The following is a 21,446-nucleotide window of genomic DNA, read 5'->3' on the forward strand; positions in this document are numbered from 1 at the left end:
AAGTTGTCCACAGCCCTCTTGACATTCCCGTCCGGCGGACAAGACTGCCGGGATGGCCGCCGAGGATGCACTGCCGGCACCCCGCCGTCCCGATCCCGCCGAGACCTCCGCCGAGCCGGTCGGCTCCGGACCTCCCGGGCGTACCCGGGTGGTGTTGGCCGAGGTGTCCCGCCGACCGCACTGGGTCGCCGGCATCCACACCGAGCTGACTCAGCAGACCCGGGTCGGTGAGGCACTCATCCGTGGGCTGGTCCGCGCGCAACTGGCCCTGGCGTTGCAGTTGTCGGCGGTGGTGCTGATCGGGTTGGGCGGGCTGCCCTGGCTGTTCGCCATCGCACCCTCGGTCGGCCGGATGACCGTGCTCGGCGTCAACCTCCCGTGGCTGCTGCTCGGGGTGCTCTCCTTCCCGTTCCTGGTCGCCGTCGGATGGACGTACGTGCGCCTGACCGAGCGCAACGAGCAGGACTTCACCGACCTGGTCCAGCGACCGGAGCGCTGACGTGGGCAACGACCTCGTCGTACCGGCGATCGTGGCGGTCACGCTGATCACCGTCGCCATCGGTTTCTACGGGCTGCGGCTGGCCCGCACCACCTCCGATTTCCTGGTCGCCTCCCGGGTGGTCAGCCCCACCTGGAACGCCGCCGCGATCGGCGGCGAGTACCTCTCGGCGGCGAGTTTCCTCGGCGTCGCCGGGTTGATCCTCAAGTACGGCGTGGACGTGCTCTGGTATCCGGTCGGGTTCGCCGCCGGCTATCTGGCACTGCTGCTGTTCGTGGCCGCGCCGCTGCGCCGATCCGGTGCGTTCACCCTGCCCGATTTCTGCGAGCTGCGGCTCGGATCCCGCCGGCTACGGACGCTGGCCACCATCTTCGTGATCTTCATCGGCTGGCTCTACCTGGTGCCGCAGCTCCAGGGCGCCGGCCTGACGCTGGCCACCCTGACCGGCTCGCCGTACCCGATCGGCGCGCTGGTGGTGGGCGCTGTGGTGACCGCGAACGTGGCGCTCGGTGGGATGCGCGCGGTCACCTTCGTGCAGGCGTTTCAGTACTGGCTCAAGCTGACCGCGCTGGCCCTACCAGCGATCTTCCTGGCCCTCCAGTGGCAGGCCGACGGCCGCCCGGCGGTGACCCCGCCCGACGGTGCCACGTTCCGGACGGCGACCACCGTCGTGGTCGAGCAGCGTGCCGTGCTCACCCTGGGCGACGGTCAGACCCTGGAGGTACGCCCCGGCGACGAGCTGAGCTTCGCCGAGGGTGAGCCGGTTCCGGAGGTCTCCGGCGTCGCCAACGGGGCCACCGACTGGCTGCTGCCCAGCGACGCGGGTTCCGACGACCGAGGGCTGTTCGCCACGTACTCGCTGATCCTGGCGACGTTCCTGGGCACCATGGGGCTGCCGCACGTCCTGGTGCGCTTCTACACCAATCCCGACGGGGCCGCCGCCCGCCGGACCACCCTGGTGGTGCTGGCCCTGGTCGGCGTCTTCTACCTGCTGCCCACGATCTACGGCGTGCTGGGTCGGATCTACACGCCACAACTGCTGGTCACCGGGCAGACCGACGCGGTGGTGGTGCTGCTGCCGGAAGCGGCGCTCGGTGCCGGGACGACCGGTCGCCTGCTGGCCGCGTTGGTCGCCGCCGGAGCGTTCGCGGCATTCCTGTCCACCTCGTCCGGGCTGCTCACCAGCGTCGCCGGAGTGATCTCCACCGACGTACTCGGCCGGGGCTCGGTACGCGGCTTCCGGCTGGCCACGGTGATCGCCGGGGTGGTGCCGATGGTCCTCGCCCTCAACGTCTCCGGGATGGACGTCTCGCAGGTGGTGGGGTTGGCGTTCGCCGTCGCCGCGTCCAGCTTCTGCCCGCTGCTGGTGCTCGGCATCTGGTGGCGGGGCCTCACCGACGCGGGTGCCGCCGCCGGCATCCTGGTCGGCGGCGGCGCTGCCGTGACGTCGGTCCTGGTCACCGTCCTCGGTCCGGCCCTGACCGGCTGGCCGGCCTCCCTCATCGCTCAGCCGGCCGCCTGGACGGTGCCGTTGGCCTTCACGGTGATGGTCGCGGTCTCCCTGGCCACCCGACGCCGCGCCCCGACCGACGTCGGCCGCACCATGCTCCGGCTGCACGCTCCCGACGCCCTGCGATCGTGAGGGGCCCCGGTCACGCCGGATGGCGGCCCACCGGTGCCAGCCCCGGCCCGTCGGTGTGGGCACCGGGGTTCCGCTGCGCCTCCAACTCGGGGATGAGCTGCGGATCCTCCTCCGGTCGGGCGGCGAGCTGGTCGAGACCGGATACGGTCGGGCGCATGACTGGAGAGCACCCGGCGCTGGCGCTACGTGGCCTGGCAAAGAGCTTCGACGGCAAGGTCGCGGTGAACGGCGTGAATCTTGACGTGCCGGCCGGATCCTTCTACGGGCTGCTCGGCCCGAACGGTGCCGGCAAGACCACCACCCTGTCGATGGCGGTCGGTCTGCTGCGGCCCGACGCGGGCGGCGCGTGGGTGCTCGGCCACGACGTGTGGGCCGACCCGGTCACCGCGAAGCAGTTGCTCGGCGTCATGCCGGACGGGGTACGCCTCTTCGACCGGCTCACCGGCGCGGAGCTGCTGGCGTACCACGGCCTGCTGCGCGGCATGGAACCGGACGTGGTCGACCAGCGGGCGGCGGAGCTGCTCGACGTGCTGGCCCTCGCCGACGCCGGTCGGACCCTGGTGGTGGACTACTCCGCCGGTATGAAGAAGAAGATCGGTCTGGCCTGCGCGCTGCTCCACGGGCCCCGACTGCTGGTGCTTGACGAACCGTTCGAGGCGGTCGACCCGGTCTCGGCGGCGCTGATCCGGGACATCCTCCAGCGGTACGTGACCGGTGGCGGGACGGTGGTCTTCTCCAGCCACGTCATGGAGGTCGTGCAACGGCTCTGCACCCACGTGGCGATCCTCGCCGAGGGCATCATCAAGCGGGTCGGCACGCTGGAGCAGGTACGCGGCGACCGCTCGCTGGAGGAGGTCTTCGTCGAGGTGGTCGGCGGGCGCACCGCCACCGGTGAGGAGTTGGCGTGGCTGGCCCAGTGACCACACCGGCCGCCCAGGCGCGGCCGGTCTCGGCGCGTCACTTCGTCCGGCTCAAGCTGCGGGTGATGGGCAACAACTTCCGCGGTCAGGGTTGGCGGGTGGCGCTGTTCCTGGTCGGCTCGCTGCTCGGGCTCTGGTTCGCGGTCGGCGCCTTCTTCGGCCTGGCGGCGCCCGGCCTGATCGGCAACGACCGGTACGCCCTGATGATCGCCGCGTTCGCCGGCGGGCTGATGGTGCTCGGTTGGCTGGTGCTGCCCCTGGTCTTCTTCGGCGTCGACGAGACACTCGACCCGGCCCGGTTCGCCCTGCTGCCACTGCCCCGCCGCACCCTGGTCATCGGGTTGTTCGCGGCGGCACTGGTGAGCGTACCCACGGTCGCGGTGCTGCTCGCGCTCTCCGGCCTGGTGGTCACCGCCGGGGTGTTCGGCGGCTGGTCGGCCGCCCTGGTCGCCGCCGTCGGCGTGGTCTGCGGGCTGCTTCTCTGCGTCGCCGGTGCCCGAGCGTTGACCAGCGCGTTCGCCTCCATGCTCCGGTCCCGCCGGGTTCGTGACCTGGCCGCCGTGCTGCTCGCGGTGGTGGCCGCGCTGCTCGGGCCGTTGCAGATCGCCGGTGTGGCCGCGATCCAGGACACCGACTGGGACCGGCTGACCGGCTTGGCGACGGTGATCGGCTGGACTCCCCTCGGCGCCCCCTGGACGGCGGGCATCGACGTGGCGCAGGGCCGGGCCTGGGCGGCACCCCTGAAGCTGCTGATCACCATCGCCACGATCGTCGCGCTGCTGGCCTGGTGGTCGCGCTCGCTGGAGTCGGCGATGACGGGCGTGGCCAGCAGCGGGCCGAACCGGGCGAAGCCCGAGGTCACCGGCGCGGTGGTGGCCCAGCTCTTTCCCCGGGCCGCCGGCTGGCTGCGGCGGGACCGGTTCGGTGCCCTGGTCGCCCGCGAGGCCCGCTACTGGTGGCGGGACGCGCGACGGCGAGCCAACCTGATCACCGTCGCGGTGGTCGGTCTCTTCGTGCCGGTGATGGTCAACTTCGGTGGGCAGGGTTTCTCGTTCGACAGCACGGAGGGCTTCACCCCTGCCGGCAGTTCGTCGCCGGTCCTGGCCAGCCTCTCCATGGTCTTCGTCGGCCTGCTCGCCGCGGTGACCCTGGCCAACCAGTTCGGTTTCGACGGCAGCGCGTACGCGGCCAACGTGGTGGCCGGCGTGCCCGGCCGGCTGGAGCTGCGCGCCCGGATCACCGCCTTCTCGCTCTACATCCTTCCGATGCTGGCGGTGGTCGCGGTGGTGATCGCGCTGGTGCTGGGCGAGCCGACGTGGATCGGGCTCATGGCGGGTGCGCTGGTCGCCACCTACGGTGTCGGGCTGGCGGTCAACTCGTTCGTCTCCGTGCTGGGCGCGTACTCGTTGCCGGAGACCAGTAACCCCTTCGCGATGAACAGTGGCGCCGGGGTGGTGAAGGGGCTGCTGACCCTGCTGGCCATGGCCGCCACCGCCGCGCTCGCCGTGCCGATGGTGGTCGCCGCGGCGCTGCTCGACGACGTCTGGCTCTGGCTGGGCCTGCCGCTGGGCCTCGCGTACGGCGTCGGCGCGGCGCTGCTCGGCGTCCACCTGGCCGGCGACGTGCTGGACCGCCGACAGCCCGAACTCCTCGCCCTGGTCACCCCCCGCCGCTGACGCCGGGCGCGCCCTCGCCCGGCGTCAGCGGCGGGGTGCACGGATGCGACACACCCCGACGTGGGGCTCCGGCCCGCGAACCGGATCCAGGGGGTCAGAATGTTTCACGTGAATCATGAGCCGGGTGCCCGGATCCACCACACCGACCCGTTCGCCGCGCCAGCCGACACGCGTTCGCCGGTGCGCCGGCTACGGGGGCGGCTCGCCGCGCCGGTGACGCTCTGGACGGCACCCGGCCCGGCCGGGCTGACGGTGTCGTCGACCCTGGTCGCCGAGGGCGAGCCGGGACGGCTGCTGGGCCTGCTCGACGCCGAGTCGGACCTGTGGGCGGCGGTCGAGGAGACCGGCCGTTTCGCCGTGACACCGCTCGGCCCTCCGCACCGGCAGCTCGCCGACCGGTTCGCCGGTCTCTTCCCGTCGCCGGGCGGCCTCTTCGCCACCGGTGGGTGGCTCGACACGCCATACGGGCCGGTGCCGGACGACGCGGGTGGCTGGGCCGGTTGCCGTCTCGACGGTGCCCGGGAGTACGGGTGGGCCCTGCTGGTCGAGGCGACCATCGAGCGGGTGGAACTGGCCGACGAGGCCGAGCCGCTGCTGCACCACAGGGGGCGTTACCGGGAACTGGCGTGACCATGACGACGAATCACCCACCCGCTGCTCTAGGCTGACCGGTCATGAAGGTTGAGCAGCGCTTCGGTCCCGGTCACCGGGTCCTGGTCACCGGCGGTGCCGGTTTCGTTCCCTCACACCTGGTGGATTCGCTGGTCGAGCGCGGCTGCACGGTCGTCGCCCTCGACAACTTCGTCACCGGGTCCAAGGAAAACGTCGCCCACCTGCTCGACACCCCGACCTTCACCCTGGTGGAGGCAGACATCTCCGACGGGCTGCCCAGCCACCCGGCGTTGGCCGAGCGGTTCGACGCCATCCTGCACATGGCCTCACCGGCCAGCCCGACCGACTTCGAGAAGCTGCCGGTCGAGATCCTGCGGGTCGGCTCGGTCGCCACCCTGCACCTGCTGGACCGTGCCGCCGCCGACGGCGCCCGGTTCCTGTTGGCCTCCACCTCCGAGGCGTACGGTGACCCGAAGGAGCACCCGCAGCGGGAGACCTACTGGGGCAACGTCAACCCGATCGGCGTGCGCAGCGTCTACGACGAGGCCAAGCGCTTCTCGGAGGCCGCGACGATGGCGTACCGCCGTAGTCGGGGCGTGGACACCGCGATCGTGCGCATCTTCAATACTTACGGGCCGAGGATGCGGCCCGACGACGGACGCGCCATCCCGACCTTCATCTCCCAGGCGCTGCGCGGCGAACCGATCACCGTGCACGGCACCGGCAACCAGACCCGGTCCATCTGCTACGTCGCGGACCTGGTCCGGGGCATTCTGCTGCTGCTCGACTCGACCGAGGCCGGGCCGGTGAACTGCGGCACCGAGCACGAGATGAGCATGCGGGAACTGGCCGAGACGATCGTGTCGCTCTGCGACAGCCAGTCGCAGGTGACGTATGTCACGCGCAGTGCGGACGACCCCGAGATGCGGCGACCGGATCTCACCCTGGCCCGGGAAACGCTCGGCTACGAGCCGACCGTCGCGCCCGAGGAGGGGCTGCGGCGCACCATCGAGCACTTCCGCCAGCGACTCGGGTAGGCCGCGCCGGCACCGCCATGAGGGCGTTGTTGGCTTGTGCTGCGTACATTGAGTGACATGTCAGCGACGTTTCCCGCCGTACTGCCGGTCCTTCGTCTGCCGCGCAGCGCCGGCCGGGCGGCGGTACCGGGCCCGGGACGCGGCAGCCGGGCCGGCGAGCCGTCCCAGACCCGGTGGTATCCCGCGTACGACGATGAGCCGGTCCCGTCCGGCGGGCCAGGGGGCCCGCGTGGCCCGGTGGGCCCGGGTGGGCCCGGTGCTGGTCCTCCGGCGCGTCGGCGGGGACCGCACTGGCGTCGCATCGCGCTGGTGGCGGGCGTGGCCGTGCTGGTGCTGGCCCTGGTCGGCGGCGCGGGTGCCTGGTTCTACGCCCGCAGCCTCGACAACAACATGGCCCGCACCGACCCGTTCTCGGAGATCACCGGCGGTCGGCCGGCCAAGACCGTCGACGGCACGCTGAACATCCTGCTGGTGGGCACCGACTCACGGGATCCGGACGCACCGATGGACCGGGCCGGCGAGTGGCGGGCCGACACGATCATCATCATGCACATCCCCGCCGACCACCAGCAGGCATATCTGGTCTCCATTCCACGTGACCTGTACGTGCCGATCCCGGAGAGCGCCGGGGCGGGCTGCGAGACGGGCCAACGACGCAAGATCAACGCTGCCTTCGCGTTCGGTGGGCTGCCGCTGGCGGTACGCACCGTCGAGTGCTTCACCGACGTGCACATCGACCACGTGATGGCCATCGACTTCGCCGGGTTCAAGCAGGTCACCGACGCCCTCGGCGGGGTGGACCTGGAGGTGGAGCGGACCATCACCTCGATCCACAAGCCGTATCGCAAGTTCACCAAGGGCACCAACCACATGAACGGCACCGAGGCCCTGGACTGGATCCGCCAGCGCAAGCAGTTCCCGGACGGTGACTTCGCCCGGATGCGCCACCAGCAGGACTTCCTCCGGGCCCTGATGGACAAGGCGGCGAGCACGGGCACACTGACCAACCCGAAGAAGCTCAACGCCTTCCTCCGGTCGGTCACCGACGCGGTCACCGTCGACCAGGGCTTCTCGCTCACCGACATGGCGGTGCAGTTCCGCAACCTGCGGGGCGAGAACCTGACCTTCGTCACCAGCCCTCACCTGGGCAGCCAGACCATCAACGGCGAGTCGGTGGTGGTCTCCGACCGGGAGAAGGCCCTGACCCTGTACCGGGCGATAACGGCGGACACCATGGCCGACTGGATGCGGGCCAACAAACCGACGACCACCGGCAACGGCTGATCACGGCCGAGTAGGCGAGGAATAGTCGATCGGCTGATTTGTTCTGGCCGATCGGCTATTTCAGCAGGATGTCGCGGCAAAGAACGCGAATTGGGCACCAGGTGAACTCGCCACCACGGGAACGCGAACGTAAAGTGTTCCCGCCCCCCTCTGCGAACACGAACTGGAGCACGCATGCCGGTTCACAGCCCCTCACTGCTTGAGCCGTCGCACGCGTCCGCAGCCCCACCCACCGCGCCGGACGGAGGTTCCGGCAAGTCCGGCAAGAAGCGCACCCGACGCAAGGACCCGCTCTGGGCCCGACTCACCGTGATCTTCGGTGCCGCGTTGATGATGACCAGTGGCGTGGCGATCGTCGGTAGCAAGGCGGTCATCAGCCAGGCCACCGGCAACATCGCCCAGCGCAACCTGCTCGGCGACGCGAGCAAGACCACCGAGGAGGGTGGGGCCGACCTCAAGGGCCCGATCGACATGCTGCTGCTCGGGGTCGATGCCCGGGAGCGGTGGGCCGCCGACGACGTACGCGCGGACAGCATCATCGTGTTGCACATCCCGGCCACTCACGACCAGGCGTACCTGATCTCGATCCCGCGCGACACCGAGGCGCGGATCCCGCCCTTCGAGAAGACCGGTTACCGGGGCGGCGTCGGCAAGATCAACTCCGCGTTCCAGGCCGGTGCGCAGAACGGCGGCGGCTGGGAGGGCGGCGCCCAGCTGATGGCACAGACCATCAAGGAGATGACCGGCGTCAGCTTCGACGGCGCGGCCATCATCAACTTCGGCGGCTTCAAGAAGGTGATCGACGCCCTGGGCTCGGTGCGTATCTGCCCGAAGCAGGACGTCAAGTCGATCCACATGTCGTACGTCGACGGCAAGCCGATGTGGAACGCGGACGCCAAGAAGACCGGCAAGCCGCGTACCCCGGTGGTGCACAAGAAGGGCTGCCAGGAGATGGAGGGCTGGGCTGCCCTGGACTTCTCCCGCCAGCGGTACGGCCTGAAGAACAGCGACTACGACCGCCAGCAGAACCAGCAGCAGCTGATCAAGGCGATGGCCAAGAAGGCCACCCAGAACGGCAGCCTCACCAACCCGGTGAAGTTGAACGAGCTGGTCAAGGCGGCCGGTCAGGCGTTCATCCTGGACACCGGCGGCGTCTCGATCGAGGACTTCGTCTTCACCATGCGCGGGGTCACCGGGAACGAGCTGATCATGCTGAAGACCAACGGTGGCACGTACAACGCCAAGGGCAACGGCAACGAGGCGCTCAGCGAGCAGACCCTGGACATGTTCCGGGCGGTTCGCAAGGACAAGCTCGCCGAGTTCGTCTTCTACAACCCCGAGGTGATCTCCTCCCGCAAGTGACCGGCAGGAGCATCACGGATAGCCGAAACCGCCGTCACGATGAGTGGACCTTCCGTAGCCTGATGTGAGCCACATTCACGTCAGGCCCACGGGAGGGACGTCACGGCCAGGACACGGCGTACGGGGGAAAAGCGGACGAGCCGGCACGTCCGGACACCGCGATGGCCCCGCGTACTGCTCGGCATCGGGCTGGCAGCGGTGTTGCTGGCCGGGCTCGCCGCAGGCGGAATCCGGATGCTCACCGACCGGTACGAACGCACGATGACCCGGGCGGAACTGCTCGACCCGGCCGCTCGGGCGGACCGCACCGACCTGGACGGCCCACTCAACTACCTGCTCGTCGGCTCGGACCGGCGACCCGGTGACGCCGGTTCCGGGCAGCGCACCGACACCATCCTGATCGTGCACGTGCCACCCGGGCTACGCGAGGGCTACCTGGTCTCCGTGCCGCGCGACCTGCTGGTGCCCATCCCGCCGGGCGGCGGATACCCGGGCGGCGAAGACAAGATCAATACGGCGTACGAGTACGGCGGGGGCGGTCAGCCCGGCGCGTACCTGCTCTCGGCCACCCTGTCCCAGCTCACCGGCATCCGATTCGACGGTGCCGCCCTGGTCGACTTCGCCGGCCTCCGCAACGTGATCGACCTGCTCGGCGGCGTCGACATGTGCGTACGCAGCGAGGTGCGGTCGATCCACACCGACCGGGTCTTCCACCCCGGCTGTCAGCGGATGGACGGCGCGCAGGCGCTCGACTACGTACGCCAGCGCTACGACCTGCCGGGCGGTGACTACGACCGGCAGACCCACCAGCAACAGCTGCTGGGGGCGATGCTGGAACGGGCCGGTGAGACCCGACTGCGTACCGACCCGGTGCGGCTGCACCGGTTGATCGGCGCCGTCGGCGGCTCGTTGACCGTGGACACCAACGGCGTACCGGTGGAGGACCTGCTGCTCGCGCTGCACGGCCTGGCCACCGACGGACTACGGGGAGTGCGGGTGCCGTCCTACCCCCAGGTGATCGACCAGGTCTCCTACGTCCGGCTCGACCAGGACAGTGACGGGCTGTTCGAAGCGGTACGCGGCAGCCGGATGACGGAGTGGGCCGGTGCTCATCCGCGCTGGGTGACCCAGCTCTGAGACCACCGACGGGCGCTCCCGCCGGGTGTCGTCCGCCGGGCCGGGGCAGCCGCGCGACGAGGTTCTAGGCTTGGTACCCGTGTTCGGACCTCAGATACCCACCGTGACCGTGCCCGAGATCAACGACGAGACGTACCTGCTCGACGTCCGTGAGGACGACGAGTGGGCCGCCGGTCACGCCCCCGGCGCGCACCACCTGCCGATGATGGAGCTACCGGCCCGCCTGGCCGAGGTGCCGACGGACCGGGACGTGGCCGTCATCTGCCGCTCCGGCGGACGTTCCGCCCAGGTCGTCGCATACCTGCTGCGCAACGGCTGGGAGCAGGTGAGCAACGTCGCCGGTGGGATGGGCGACTGGGAGGCAGCCGGTCGGCCGGTGGTCGGCTCGGACGGGCAACCCGGCCGGGTGCTGTAGGACGACGGCCGTGGACGGACCCCTCGTCTTCGCCCACCGGGGTGCCTCGTACGACCTTCCGGAGCACACCCTCGCCGCCTACCTACGCGCCCTCGACGAGGGTGCCGACGGGTTGGAGTGCGACGTCCGGTTGACCCGCGACGGGCACCTCGTCTGCGTGCACGACCGGCGGCTGGACCGGACCAGCAACGGCCGGGGCCTGGTCAGCGCCCGTACCCTCGCCGAGCTGGAGCAGCTGGATTTCGGTTCCTGGCACCCCGGCGGCGTGCCGGCCGACGGCGACGAGGTGCTCGACGACTCACACACCCGGCTGCTCACCCTCGAACGCCTGCTGGAGGCCGTGCTCGCCGCCGACCGCCGGATCCGACTGCTGGTGGAGACGAAACATCCGACCCGCTACGGCGGCAACGTGGAGCGCCGCCTGGTCGCCCTGCTGCGCCGGTACGGGCTGGCCGAACCGGGTCCGGACGCGCCCGTGCAGATCACCGTGATGTCCTTCTCCCCGCTGGCGATACGCCGGATCCGCACGCTGGCCCCCGCGCTGCCGACCGTGCTCCTGCTGGAGGTGCTGCCCCGCTGGCTGCCGCTGGGGCGACTGCCGTTCGGCGCGGGCATCGCCGGGCCGGGGCTGGCACTGGTCCGGGCCCGCCCCACCCTGGTGCCGGCGCTGCGGGCCGCCGGGAACCAGGTCTACGTCTGGACCGTGAACGAGCCACCCGACCTCGACCTCGTGCTCTCGGCCGGGGTGGACGGCGTGATCACCGACCGCCCGGCGCAGACCCTCGCCCGGTTGGGGCGGTGAGCGACCGACGGCAGGGCGAAAGGGATGCGGGCCACTCGGGGGTGCCGGGGAACGTGAGCCGCGGTGCACACTCGGGTCATGCCCGACCGCACCGACTACTCGGCTCTCATCGCCGGGCACACCACCGTCATCGAAATGATCAATTCCGGTGACGCGGGTCTGCCGGTCCTGACCCACCTGCTCCGGGTGACCCAGCCGGCGCTGGGCGCCGCCGGGATGGCGTTCGTGGAGTTCGCGCCCAACGGCGGCCGGGTGATCGCCGCCACCGGAGCCGCCGAGTGGACCGTCGGTCGGCCACTGCCCGTCAACGACCCGGCCACCATCTGCCTGCTCGGCGGTCCTCGGGTGCAGTGCGTACGCACCGACCAGTTCACCAACCCGCTCGTCAGCGAACTGGCCCAGCGCGGGCTGCACCGGATGGTCGTCTCCCGGGCCGAGATCGGCGGCCACACCGTCGGCAGCCTGCACGCGCTCTACCTCGCCGAAGACGGGGAGCCCAGCGCCGAGCACCACACCGTGATCGGGTACCTCGGATCCTGCATCGCCCACATGTACGGCGACCAGAGCGGCCTGCCGGTGCACGGCGACGGCCCGGTGGTCGCGGCGCTCGCCGACGGGCTGGCGGTGGTCGACCGGGACGCCCACGTACGCCTCTGGAATCCGGCCGCCGCCCAGGTCACCGGCCGGTCCGCCGACGAGGCGATCAACAAGCCGTTGCCCTTTCCGCTTCCGCCCTCCGGGCAGGTCCTCGATCACCGCCTGCCCAACGGTCGCTGGTTGCGGATCACCTCGGGGGAGTTGCCAGGACCGGGCACCCTCCGGGTGGTCACCTTCCGGGACACCACCGACCAGCAGCGGCACGACCACGAACGGGACCTCTTCGTCGCGGTCACCAGTCACGAGCTACGCACCCCGGTGACCGTCATCAAGGGCTACGCGGACACTCTCACCGACCATTGGGAGTCGCTCACCGAGACCGACCGGCGGCAGGCGGCCCGGGTCATCGGCCAGCGGGCCAACGAGCTGGCCCGCCTGCTCGACCGGCTGCTCTCCTCGGCAGCCGAGGCGTGGCCGGGCGACGGACCGCCGGCCGCCTTCGACCTCGCCGAGACGCTCCGGGTCGCGATCACCGACCTGCCCACCGACCTGCGGCGGCGGATCACCCTCCAGGTGCCGGCCGACCTGCCCAGGGCGATCGGGCACCGGCAGAGCCTGGCCACCGTGCTCACCGAGCTGGTCACCAACGCCGGCAAGTACTCCCCACCCGACTCCGCGATCGACGTCACCGCCGACGCCGACCGGCAGACTGTCTGCTTCCGGGTCAGTGACCGGGGCATCGGTGTCCGCCCGGAGCACGTGGAACGGGCTTTCGACCGGTTCTGGCAGGGCGACTCGGGTGACCGGCGTCGCTATCCCGGCACCGGTCTGGGCCTCTATCTCGTCCGCAGGATCGTTGAACAACAGAATGGCTGGGTATTCCTCCGACCGAGAAGCGGTGGGGGTACGGTCGCAGAGGTGCGGCTGCCCCGGAGGTGACAGTGGGGGTCACGGGGCGAAAGAGGGGCAGAGGTGGCGACGACGACGGCCGAACGAGCGTGGTGCGTGGTGGTGCCGCACCATGCCAGCGGGGCACGAATCGCCCGGCACCGACTCGCCGCCGAGTTGGCCGGGGCGGTCTCCCCGGCGATGCTGGCGGATCTGGTGGCGGTCCTGGCCGAGCTGGTCGGTAACGCGGTCCGGCACGCCGACCCGCTGCCGGGTGGTGTGGTCCGGGTCGCCTGGCGGCTGCGGGAGACGCCCGACGGTCCGCAGCTCCGGCTGCGGGTCACCGACGGCGGTGCCGCCTGCGCCCCGTGCGTCCGCCCGCCGAACGTGGACGCGGCCGACGGTCGGGGCCTGCACATCGTTTCCGGCCTGGCCACCGACTGGGGTGTGGAGCGCGACGGTCTCGGTCAGAGCGTCTGGGCCGACTTCGACCCGGCCGGTGACCGGCCGCCACTGGTGACCGCCGGCTGACCGACTGTCCCGGCGGGGCGGGTCCGGCCCCCATCGACGGCCGGTGGGCTCTAGGCTGTCTCGCCGTGAGCAAGCGTCGAAAGAACCAGCGGGCCGCCTCCTCGTCCAGCAAGCGCGAGCGCGTCCGGGACGTCTTCGTCCCCCGTCCCTTCGAAGGGCTGGCCGACGAGTCCGAGTGGATCGCCCTGCGGGAGCTGGTGCCGGCCGCCTCCGCACCGCTGCGCCTCACCCCGGCGATCGTCGACGAGTACGGCGACCGGCCGGTCACCCTGGCCACCGTGCTGCCGATGGCCGCTCCCGCGATGAGCCGGGACGACGGTCACGTCTTCATCGGGCTCCAGCGTCACCTTCAGTCCGGTGACGTCTCCCGCGACCTCGCCGAGTCGCTGCTCTGCGCGCTGCGTACCGCCCCGGGTGCCCAGGTCACGGTGCCGCCGCTGCCAGGTCCGGGGCCACGGCTGCAGGACATCCTGGTCGACGGCCCGCTGGAGGTCAGCCTGCACGAGGGCTTCGAGTTCTGGCTGTCCCCGGAGGCCGCCGAGAACCCGACCGTGCAGGCCAGCCTGGAACGGGCCAACGCGGCGATCTATCCGACGGTGCGGCTGGCTGCCGCGCGTGCCGCGTACTGGTGCCGGGTGACGGACAAGGCCCACGTCCGCTGGGTGCTGCCCGAGGCGGAGGAGGCCGCCCTGGACGCACTGGCCCGGCTGAGCGCGGCCGGCTCACTGACCCTCGGCGAGGAGACCAAGTTCGCCGGCATGTTCCGCGCCCACGGGCGGCTGGTGCCGGTCTGGGATCTGCCCGAGGAGATCCCGGCCGGTGACTGGGAGCAGCCCGTCGCCGACTTCGCCAAGCGGTACGCCGACGCCCTCACCGAGACCGGTCCGCTCGACGCCGCCGCCCGTCGGTCCCGCCAGGGGTTGCTGGGCCGCCAGCTCACCCTGCGCTGACCCTGTTAGGAAGGGTCCCCTCCTATACCGCAGGCGTTAGGAAGGGGCCCTTCCTTGCTCGCGGAGCAGGGGGCAGGACATGCAGCGGGGGCCGCCGCGCCCCGAGCCCAGCTCCGAGCCGGCGATCGGGATGAGTTCGATCCCGGCCCGCTCCAGTTGGGCGTTGGTCTCGACGTTGCGCTCGTAGCCGACGCAGAGACGGGGCGCGATGGCCAGGGTGTTGTTGCCGTCGTCCCACTGTTCCCGCTCGGCGGTCACCGGGTCGAGCCCGGTGTCGATCACCCGTAGCCGGTCCAGGTCCATCGCGTCGGCGGCGGCCCGCAGGAACGGCGCCGGTCCGTCGACCCGCGGGTCCTCGCCGTCGGCACCGGCGATGACGGTGTACGCCGACAGTGTGTTGGCCACGTTCGGGTACATCAGCACCGCGTCGGTGTCGACCATCGTGCAGATGGTGTCCAGGTGCATGGTCGCCCGTTCCTGGGCGATCGGGACGACGAGGATGGTGTGCGCCAGTCCGGCTGCGAAAACCCGGCGGGCGAGCCGCTCGGCACCGGCCGGGGTGGTCCGCTCACCCACGCCCACGGCCAGCACCCCGGGTCCCAGCAGTAGCACGTCGCCCCCTTCCAGCGGCTCCAGGCCCGGTCGGTAGACGAACTCGGTGCCGGCGAACCGGGGATGGTGACGGTAGATCGCGTCGGTCAGCGTCGTCTCCCGCCGCCGGGCGGGCATCGCCAGACTCGTCACACCGACCCGGTCGCCGATCCAGAGTGACGAGTCACGGGTGAACAGCAGGTTGGGCAGCGGGTCGATGATGAAGTCGTGTCGGTCCATCAGGGTGTAGACGAGGCCACCCCGGCGGCCTCCGCCGAGCCGCAGCTCCTCGTGGGCCAGACCGGCGACGAGGACGTCGGTCAACGCGGCCGGATCGAGGTACGCCAGGTGCCCGGCGACCCGGGCCCGCAGGGTGTCGCCGAGCCGGGGCGAGTTGAGCACCTCGTCGGTCAGTTCCGCGCGGGCGTCCGGCACGGCCAGTGTCTCGGTGAGCAGGTCGGTCAGGTAGAGCACCTCGACGCCGCGTTGCCGCAACGCCGCCGCGAAGGCGTCATGCTCCTCCTGCGCCCGGCCCACCCAGGGGATCGCGTCGAAGAGCAGCGAGTCGTTGTTGCGTGGGGTGAGCCGGGCGAGTTCCGGCCCCGGCCGGTGCAACAGGACGGTGCCGAGCCGGCCGACCTCACTGTCCACGTAGTGGCTCACTATCGCAGCGTAGGACAGGGTTTGGCGGCATCCGGTAAAACAACCGTGGGTGAATATGGCATTCATCCACAGTCATTCCGGCGCTCCGGCTTGCCGAGCACCGGGACTAGCAACGTAGGGTAGTGAGAACGTAACTTCGAGGGACCTTTTGCCGGAGGTCGCGATGACTGTCTACCCCACTCGTCGAGCCGTACCGTCCGCCAGGGCACTGCCGCCAGTGGCGGTACCGCACCCACGGGTCGAGTCGCCAGGGGTGGTCGCGGCTCCTCGCCCGTCCCCGTTGGAGTGGGCACGCCGCCGCCGGGCGGAGCGGGGCGCGCGGCGGCTGGAAGCGGCCGGGGCCCGCGCTCTCGGTCAGCTCAACCATCTCGGGCCGGCGTGGCACGTCATCGACTGGCCCCGCACCGACGCGACCGACGTCCTGCTCGACGACCACGCGGACAACCGCGCCGGGTTCCTGGCCATCGGGCCGAGCGGGCTGTTCGCCGTCACCATCGCCGACCACGGCCGCGCCCGCGTCCTGGTCGCGGGTGATGTGGTGCAGATCAACGGCAAGCGCCCGCCGTACGTCGCCGAGGCGCGCCGCGACGCCCGGCGGGCGAGCAAGGCGCTGACCGAGGCGGTCGGTCACCCGATCCCGGTGACCCCGGTGCTCACCTTCGTGGGTTCGGGGGTCATCAGCGTGTACGGCCTGCCCAAGGACTGCCTCATGGCGACCCACCGGGAACTCGACCGGCTGCTCGTGGCCAGTGGAAACCGGATCAGCCCGGCCACCGCCGAGAAACTGTCCCGGGTCGCGCAGCACCCCAGCACCTGGGGAAACAGCGGCTACCCGCCGGCGGCGGACTACCGGTGGTACGAGGACGGCCGAACGGCCGCTGACAAGCCGGCCAGCCGCCGGTAACGTCAGCGGCGAGGCCACGCGGCCGGGCACGGCTCAGCTCCCGCCGGCCCGCGCCGTCGCCGACCGGGCGCTGATCAACACCGACGGCACCGTACGCCCAGCACGGTCGGCGGTCGCTACCGCGACCGGCTAGCGTGGACGTACCGTCGGTGTGCATAGGAGGCTCGGTGGCCCACGTCGAACTCTCGCTCTCGGAAGTGTTCGTGCCGTCCGGCCAGACACCGACAGAGCCTGGGTGCGACAACATCGGCCGCTGGTCGGCCACGGTTTCCAGCGCCCACGAACCCTGCCTGCTGATCGACGCCGAAACCCGGGTGCTGGCCGTCTCCACCGCCGGTTGCGAACTGCTCCAACTCGGCGCGCCGGAGGACGTGATCGGTCTGCCGCTGCTGGAGGGCGGGCTACGGCTGCTGGACTTCACCGCGTACCGGGGTGAGTTGACCGAGCCCGAGATCGACAAGATCCCACCGCTGCTGGCGCTCACCTCCGGCCGTCTGGCCCGTGGGCTGCTGCGGATCGAGGCGGCTACGGAGGGCGGTCCCGACGCGACCGTGGACGCCATCTCCACACCCGTTGTCGCCGACGGTGCGGTAGCCGGCTCCCTCACCTTCTTCTCCGAGGTCTGACTTCCTCCTACCATGGGCTCGGCCCCCCGCCACCCCGAGTCTCCTGCCCTGAGGACCACCCCGTGCCGCCCACCCCGCCGTCGCACGCCGAGCCCGACCGCCGCACCGTCGGCCGCCGGTGCGGTGTCGGCGTCACGCCCCGGCCGTACCGTCGGCTGGCCGGTGTCGCCGTGCTGACCGTGCTGCTGACCGCCGGATGCGGCGAGCCCCCGGAGGTACGCGACAGCGGAGGCAGGCTACCGACCCAGGCCGCCACCACATCTCCGAGCAGCTCCCCCACGTCGTCGTTCGACGCACTTCCGGAGGTTGTGCCGACCCTGCCGTCCGCCGACCCGGGGCTGGTCGCGGTGGCCTGCACCGGTGAGCCGTCGGCGCAGCGGATCATCGAGCTGGTGCGCGGTCGCCGTGGGCTGCTGCCCGGCAACGCCCGGGTCAGCGTCCGCAGCGGTCCGATGTGTGCCGCCGACTGGCAGTTGACCGTCCTCGACGTGGCCGGGTACGAGCCGCTCCAGGTGGTGACCCGCGACCGGGCCGGCACGCTGAGCCTGGTGACCGCCGGCACCGACGTCTGCACGGCCGAGGTGCGGGTCGCCAGTCCGGCCGGCATCCAGACGCTGGCCTGCGGCAGCGACGGCGGCGGCTTCCCGGCACCGGTCGACCCGCCGACCTCGTCGACGCCGTCGCCCTCGACCTCACCTTCGCCGTCGGCCTCGTCGCCGACTCCGGGTGCGTAGGCTGGGCGCATGCCGGGAACGCCACCGACTCGTTTCGTCTACCTCGGGCCCGAGGGCACCTTCGCCGAGCAGGCGCTGCGTACCATACCCGCCGCGGAGCGGGGTAGCCGTACGCCGGCCCGCAGCGTCGGCGAGGCGCTGGAGGCCGTCCGCGCCACGGAGGCCGATGCGGCTCTGGTGCCGCTGGAGAACTCCATCGGAGGCGCGGTCGGGGTGACCCTCGACGAGTTGGCCGAGGGCGAACCACTGGTCATCACCCGGGAAGTGATCCTCCCGGTGGAGTTCGTGCTCGGGGCGCGTGCGGGCACGCTGCTGTCGGCTATCCGCAGCGTCGCCGCACACCCGCAGGCTTCCACCCAGTGCCGGGGCTGGCTGCGGACGCACCTGCCCGACGCGGTCGTGGTGGACGTGCTGTCGAACGGGGCGGCAGCGGCCGGGGCGGCCAACGGTGAGTACGACGCGGCCATCTGCGCCCCCATCGGCGCGGCCCGGCACCGACTCGCCGTCCTGGCCGACAAGATCGCTGATCACCCCGACGCGGTGACCCGTTTCGTGCTGGTGTCGCGGCCCGGTCCGCCCCCACCGCCCACCGGCGACGACGTGACGTCGCTCGCCGTCTACATCGCGCACGACCGGGTGGGCGCACTGCTGTCCGTGCTGATGGAACTGGCTGTCCGGGGCGTCAACCTGACCCGGATCGAGTCCCGACCGACGGGTGAGGCACTAGGCCGCTACGTCTTCTTCCTCGACTGCACCGGGCATGTGGCCGACGACCGGCTCGGTGAGGCGTTGCAGGGGCTGCGGCGGGTCTGCGCCGACGTCCGCTTCCTCGGCTCCTACCCGCGACACCGGTGGGAGGAGTCGGCCCGGCAACGGCCGGTGGCCGCCCCGGCGGGCCTCTCCGACGCCGACTACACCGACGCCGCCGCCTGGCTCGCCCGCCTGCGCGCGGGCGAGCTGACCTGAGCGGCCCGGCTCAGCCGAACAGGCCGCCGAGCACCCCGCCCTGGTCCTGCTGGCCACTACCCATGATCGGCGGTTCCTCGGAGGGCTGGACGACGACGAAGCCGTGCCCGGCGAAGCTCATCGTGTACGCCTCACCGGTGGTGCGTCCCAACAGCGTGCCGAGCCCGATCTGGTCGGCCCGGTGGTAACCGGTCTGTAGGTTCGCCGACCAGCAGACGGCGGCCTGCGGGTCGACGTAGGTGGGCGCGTCGACGGCGAGCACGACCGGGGTTCCCCGGGTGGTGACGGCGATCCGGCCGTGCCCGGTGAACACGCAGTTGAACAGGCCGGTGGAGGCCATGCCGGCCCCGCCGACCATCCTGATGTCGTACTTCAGGGTGCTGTCGAACGCCAGCACGCTGGAGCCGTTGATGGACAGGGCGTCGCCCGGCTCCAGGTCGATGATGTGCACGTCCTTGGCGAAGTCGGCGAGGAACACGTCACCGCGCCCGGTGAGCCTCATCAGCGGTACGCCCTCGCCGGTGAGCTTCTGCTTGAGAAAGTTGCCCAACCCGCCGGAGCCGAGCGCCTGGAACTGCACCTGACCCTGGTACGCGACCATCGAGCCGACCCGGGCCAGCGCCTCGCCGTTGAGTTCGATCTTCAACATCTTGGCGTTCTGCAAGCGCATGCCGGGCTGGGCCGACTGCTGCTCCAGATTCGCCGCCGAGAACAACTCGCTGCGCATGGGTGCCTCCCGCACTCGCCGTACCTGGTCGAGACGGTAGGGCCAGCCCGCAACCCGGCCCCGGGACGCTCAGCCCCAGCCCAGCTCGTGCAGGCGTGCGTCGTCGATGCCGAAGTGGTGGGCGATCTCGTGGACCACGGTCACCGCCACCTCGTCGATGACGTCCTCGTCGGTGTCGCAGATGCGAAGGATGGGGTTGCGGTAGATGAGGATGCGATCCGGCAGCACGCCCGCGTAGTCCCAGCCCCGGTCGGTCAACGCGTGGCCCTCGTAGAGGCCGAGCAGATCCTCGCCGGGCGGCGGATCGTCCTCGACCAGGATCACCACGTTGCTCATCAGCGCGAGCAGTTCCTCCGGAACCTCGTCGAGCGCCTCCCCCACCAGTTCCTCGAACCGCTCACGCTCCATCTCCACCGGCACAGCGTCATTCTCCCCACCCATCCGCGATCGTGCACTCCCGGTCGCCGCGACGCGGCCGACAGCCGGTGACGGCCGACCGGGAGGGCACGATCGACGCGGGTCAGGAGGTGAGGCGGGCGGTGAGGGTGATCTCGGCGCCGGGTGAGAGCAGCCGGGAGATCGGGCAGTTCTGCTTGGCGGCCTCGGCCAGCTTGGCGAACTGCGCCTCGTCGATGCCGGGCACCGCACCGACGGTGTCCAACTCGATCCGGGTCACGGTCATCCCGGCGTCGGTCTTGTCCAGGTGCACCTTCGCGGTGGTCTCCACCGAGGTCGGCGTGGTGCCGGCGTCGGCGAGCGCCTTGGAGAAGGCCATCGAGAAGCAGCCGGCGTGCGCGGCACCGATCAACTCCTCGGGGTTGGTGCCCTCACCCTCCTCGAACCGGGACTTGAAGGAGTAGTTCCCCTGGAGCCCGCCCTTGCCGGTGCGGATGGTGCCGGAACCCTCGGTCAGGTTACCCTGCCAGCGTGCTGAAGCGGTACGGATAGGCATACACCTGACGCTAGTCCACCGGGAGCCGGCAGGCGACCGACCGCCCCGGCCGCGCCCGTGTTCCTCGCGTCACGCTCCGGTTGTGTCATGATGCGACACATGCCCCACGGGGCACGGCGGCCTGGCCACCAGGAGAGGTGAGCGATGACCAACGACCTCCCCATACCTCGGCAGGACGACCGCTCCGAGGAAGCCAGCGTCATCGAGTGGGGCACGGCGGAGGAGTCACCCACGGCGGGACGGTTCCGTCGAGCGCTCGGCGGTCTCGGGCGGGACCACCGGGTGCCGGTGCTGCTGGCCGGTCTCGGCGCGGTGGCCGCCTTGGCGTCACTGCTGGGCGAGTGGTCCACGATCACGGTTCCCAACGGCGGGCCGGAGCCGCAGACGCCGCTTCGGTTGACCAGCGGTGTGGCCGACATCGGGCTGGGCCCGGCGTACGTGGTCGGACTCCTGGCGCTCGCCACCGCGGTGGCGCTCGCGCTGCGCGGCACCGACTCCGTGCGGGCCAATGCCCGGGTGGCCGGGTTGGCCCTCGCCGCCGGCGTTCTCGCGCTGCTCGCGACCATCGCGGTGTCATTCGACGACACGATGCGACGGACCATGTACTACAACACGGAGTGGACCTTCGTCGTCGCGTACGAGCGCGGGCTGATCGTCGCCTTCGTCGCCGTCGGTCTGTTCGCTGCGGCGCTCCTGCGGACGGCGGCCGGAGCACGGCCGGCCTCGGACGGGCCGCGACCGGGCAACCGGCGGTCGTCCGAGGAGGCGGAGCCGGAGGACAGACACCCACCTGCGGACATCACCGTCACGCCCACCGTTCCCTTCGCCCGGGGCGCCTCGCTCGACTGATCCCCGGTCATCTCCGGCACATCGCCCGTTGGCATCCGATTCGCCTGGAAGCCGTGGTTGCGACCGGTTCTGCGAGGTACGG

Annotated in this window: 24 protein-coding genes; 19 read left to right on the plus strand and 5 right to left on the minus strand. The window is 71.2% G+C overall.

The features are described 5' to 3' along the window. Positions 1-52: 52 nt before the first annotated feature. On the plus strand, positions 53-499 hold the full coding sequence (locus FF096_RS21905) for a hypothetical protein (protein ID WP_230462841.1): 447 nt from the start codon (positions 53-55) through the stop codon (positions 497-499). A gap of 1 nt (position 500) precedes the next feature. Beyond that, the gene (locus FF096_RS21910; RefSeq protein WP_309223741.1) at positions 501-2,141 is read left to right on the plus strand and encodes a cation acetate symporter; all 1,641 of its coding nucleotides are present in this window, start codon (positions 501-503) and stop codon (positions 2,139-2,141) included. Positions 2,142-2,151: 10 nt separating this feature from the next. On the opposite strand, the gene FF096_RS21915 is transcribed toward FF096_RS21910, so the two are convergent. Beyond that, on the minus strand, positions 2,152-2,298 hold the full coding sequence (locus tag FF096_RS21915) for a hypothetical protein (protein ID WP_155221435.1): 147 nt from the start codon (positions 2,296-2,298) through the stop codon (positions 2,152-2,154). On the opposite strand from FF096_RS21915, the gene FF096_RS21920 reads away from it, so the two are divergent. The 12 genes from FF096_RS21920 (at position 2,297) to FF096_RS21975 (ending at position 14,352) form a co-directional block, all read left to right on the plus strand. Continuing rightward, the gene (locus FF096_RS21920; RefSeq protein ID WP_155221436.1) at positions 2,297-3,061 is read left to right on the plus strand and encodes an ABC transporter ATP-binding protein; all 765 of its coding nucleotides are present in this window, start codon (positions 2,297-2,299) and stop codon (positions 3,059-3,061) included. The two genes, FF096_RS21915 and FF096_RS21920, sit on opposite strands and share 2 nt — an antisense overlap. Further along, positions 3,046-4,737 carry an ABC transporter permease gene (locus tag FF096_RS21925; protein ID WP_309223742.1) on the plus strand — a complete coding sequence of 564 codons (1,692 nt, stop codon included), beginning with the start codon at positions 3,046-3,048 and terminating at the stop codon, positions 4,735-4,737. The genes FF096_RS21920 and FF096_RS21925 overlap by 16 nt, the downstream gene beginning before the upstream one ends. A gap of 60 nt (positions 4,738-4,797) precedes the next feature. After that, positions 4,798-5,367, plus strand: coding sequence for a flavin reductase family protein (locus FF096_RS21930; protein ID WP_309223743.1), 570 nt, complete (start codon positions 4,798-4,800; stop codon positions 5,365-5,367). 44 nt (positions 5,368-5,411) lie between these two features. Then, the gene (locus tag FF096_RS21935; protein ID WP_155221438.1) at positions 5,412-6,386 is read left to right on the plus strand and encodes an NAD-dependent epimerase/dehydratase family protein; all 975 of its coding nucleotides are present in this window, start codon (positions 5,412-5,414) and stop codon (positions 6,384-6,386) included. Positions 6,387-6,443: 57 nt separating this feature from the next. Continuing rightward, positions 6,444-7,670 (plus strand): LCP family protein, encoded by a 1,227-nt coding sequence (locus tag FF096_RS21940; RefSeq protein ID WP_155221439.1) that lies wholly within the window; start codon positions 6,444-6,446, stop codon positions 7,668-7,670. Positions 7,671-7,844: 174 nt separating this feature from the next. Next, positions 7,845-9,032 (plus strand): LCP family protein, encoded by a 1,188-nt coding sequence (locus FF096_RS21945; protein WP_230462842.1) that lies wholly within the window; start codon positions 7,845-7,847, stop codon positions 9,030-9,032. A gap of 198 nt (positions 9,033-9,230) precedes the next feature. Further along, the gene (locus FF096_RS21950; protein ID WP_309223744.1) at positions 9,231-10,169 is read left to right on the plus strand and encodes an LCP family protein; all 939 of its coding nucleotides are present in this window, start codon (positions 9,231-9,233) and stop codon (positions 10,167-10,169) included. 79 nt (positions 10,170-10,248) lie between these two features. Beyond that, positions 10,249-10,584, plus strand: a complete 336-nt coding sequence (locus FF096_RS21955; protein WP_203998508.1) for a rhodanese-like domain-containing protein — start codon at positions 10,249-10,251, stop codon at positions 10,582-10,584. 10 nt (positions 10,585-10,594) lie between these two features. Next, the gene (locus FF096_RS21960; RefSeq protein ID WP_309223745.1) at positions 10,595-11,386 is read left to right on the plus strand and encodes a glycerophosphodiester phosphodiesterase family protein; all 792 of its coding nucleotides are present in this window, start codon (positions 10,595-10,597) and stop codon (positions 11,384-11,386) included. Positions 11,387-11,464: 78 nt separating this feature from the next. Beyond that, entirely contained in the window at positions 11,465-12,922 is a 1,458-nt protein-coding gene (locus FF096_RS21965; RefSeq protein WP_155221441.1) for a PAS domain-containing sensor histidine kinase, read from the plus strand. Positions 12,923-12,988: 66 nt separating this feature from the next. After that, positions 12,989-13,402, plus strand: coding sequence for an ATP-binding protein (locus FF096_RS21970; protein WP_309223759.1), 414 nt, complete (start codon positions 12,989-12,991; stop codon positions 13,400-13,402). A 65-nt stretch (positions 13,403-13,467) separates the two neighbouring features. Then, complete coding sequence (locus FF096_RS21975) at positions 13,468-14,352, plus strand: DUF5926 family protein (RefSeq protein WP_309223746.1); 885 nt, start codon at positions 13,468-13,470, stop codon at positions 14,350-14,352. A 36-nt stretch (positions 14,353-14,388) separates the two neighbouring features. On the opposite strand, the gene FF096_RS21980 is transcribed toward FF096_RS21975, so the two are convergent. Then, positions 14,389-15,609, minus strand: a complete 1,221-nt coding sequence (locus tag FF096_RS21980) for an arginine deiminase (RefSeq protein WP_309223760.1) — start codon at positions 15,607-15,609, stop codon at positions 14,389-14,391. Between the two features lie 160 nt (positions 15,610-15,769). On the opposite strand from FF096_RS21980, the gene FF096_RS21985 reads away from it, so the two are divergent. The 4 genes from FF096_RS21985 (at position 15,770) to pheA (ending at position 18,836) form a co-directional block, all read left to right on the plus strand. Further along, positions 15,770-16,510 (plus strand): hypothetical protein, encoded by a 741-nt coding sequence (locus FF096_RS21985; RefSeq protein WP_155221443.1) that lies wholly within the window; start codon positions 15,770-15,772, stop codon positions 16,508-16,510. A gap of 167 nt (positions 16,511-16,677) precedes the next feature. Next, positions 16,678-17,136: a PAS domain-containing protein gene (locus tag FF096_RS21990; RefSeq protein WP_309223747.1), complete on the plus strand. Its 459-nt coding sequence runs from the start codon at positions 16,678-16,680 to the stop codon at positions 17,134-17,136. Positions 17,137-17,198: 62 nt separating this feature from the next. Beyond that, positions 17,199-17,870 (plus strand): hypothetical protein, encoded by a 672-nt coding sequence (locus tag FF096_RS21995; protein WP_309223748.1) that lies wholly within the window; start codon positions 17,199-17,201, stop codon positions 17,868-17,870. Positions 17,871-17,879: 9 nt separating this feature from the next. Further along, a complete protein-coding gene (gene pheA, locus FF096_RS22000; RefSeq protein WP_155221444.1) occupies positions 17,880-18,836 on the plus strand; it encodes a prephenate dehydratase in 957 nt (318 codons plus the stop codon). 10 nt (positions 18,837-18,846) lie between these two features. On the opposite strand, the gene FF096_RS22005 is transcribed toward pheA, so the two are convergent. From FF096_RS22005 to FF096_RS22015, 3 genes are all read right to left on the minus strand, one after another. After that, complete coding sequence (locus tag FF096_RS22005) at positions 18,847-19,563, minus strand: AIM24 family protein (protein ID WP_155221445.1); 717 nt, start codon at positions 19,561-19,563, stop codon at positions 18,847-18,849. Between the two features lie 69 nt (positions 19,564-19,632). Further along, a complete protein-coding gene (locus FF096_RS22010) occupies positions 19,633-19,977 on the minus strand; it encodes a metallopeptidase family protein (RefSeq protein ID WP_309223749.1) in 345 nt (114 codons plus the stop codon). Positions 19,978-20,083: 106 nt separating this feature from the next. After that, entirely contained in the window at positions 20,084-20,515 is a 432-nt protein-coding gene (locus FF096_RS22015) for an OsmC family protein (protein WP_155221446.1), read from the minus strand. Positions 20,516-20,659: 144 nt separating this feature from the next. Here FF096_RS22015 and FF096_RS22020 point away from each other — a divergent pair, with 144 nt between their 5' ends. After that, positions 20,660-21,364 (plus strand): hypothetical protein, encoded by a 705-nt coding sequence (locus tag FF096_RS22020; RefSeq protein ID WP_155221447.1) that lies wholly within the window; start codon positions 20,660-20,662, stop codon positions 21,362-21,364. Positions 21,365-21,446 lie beyond the last annotated feature (82 nt).

Origin of the sequence: Micromonospora sp. CP22 (assembly GCF_009712475.1) — a bacterium.
GTDB lineage: Bacteria > Actinomycetota > Actinomycetes > Mycobacteriales > Micromonosporaceae > Micromonospora.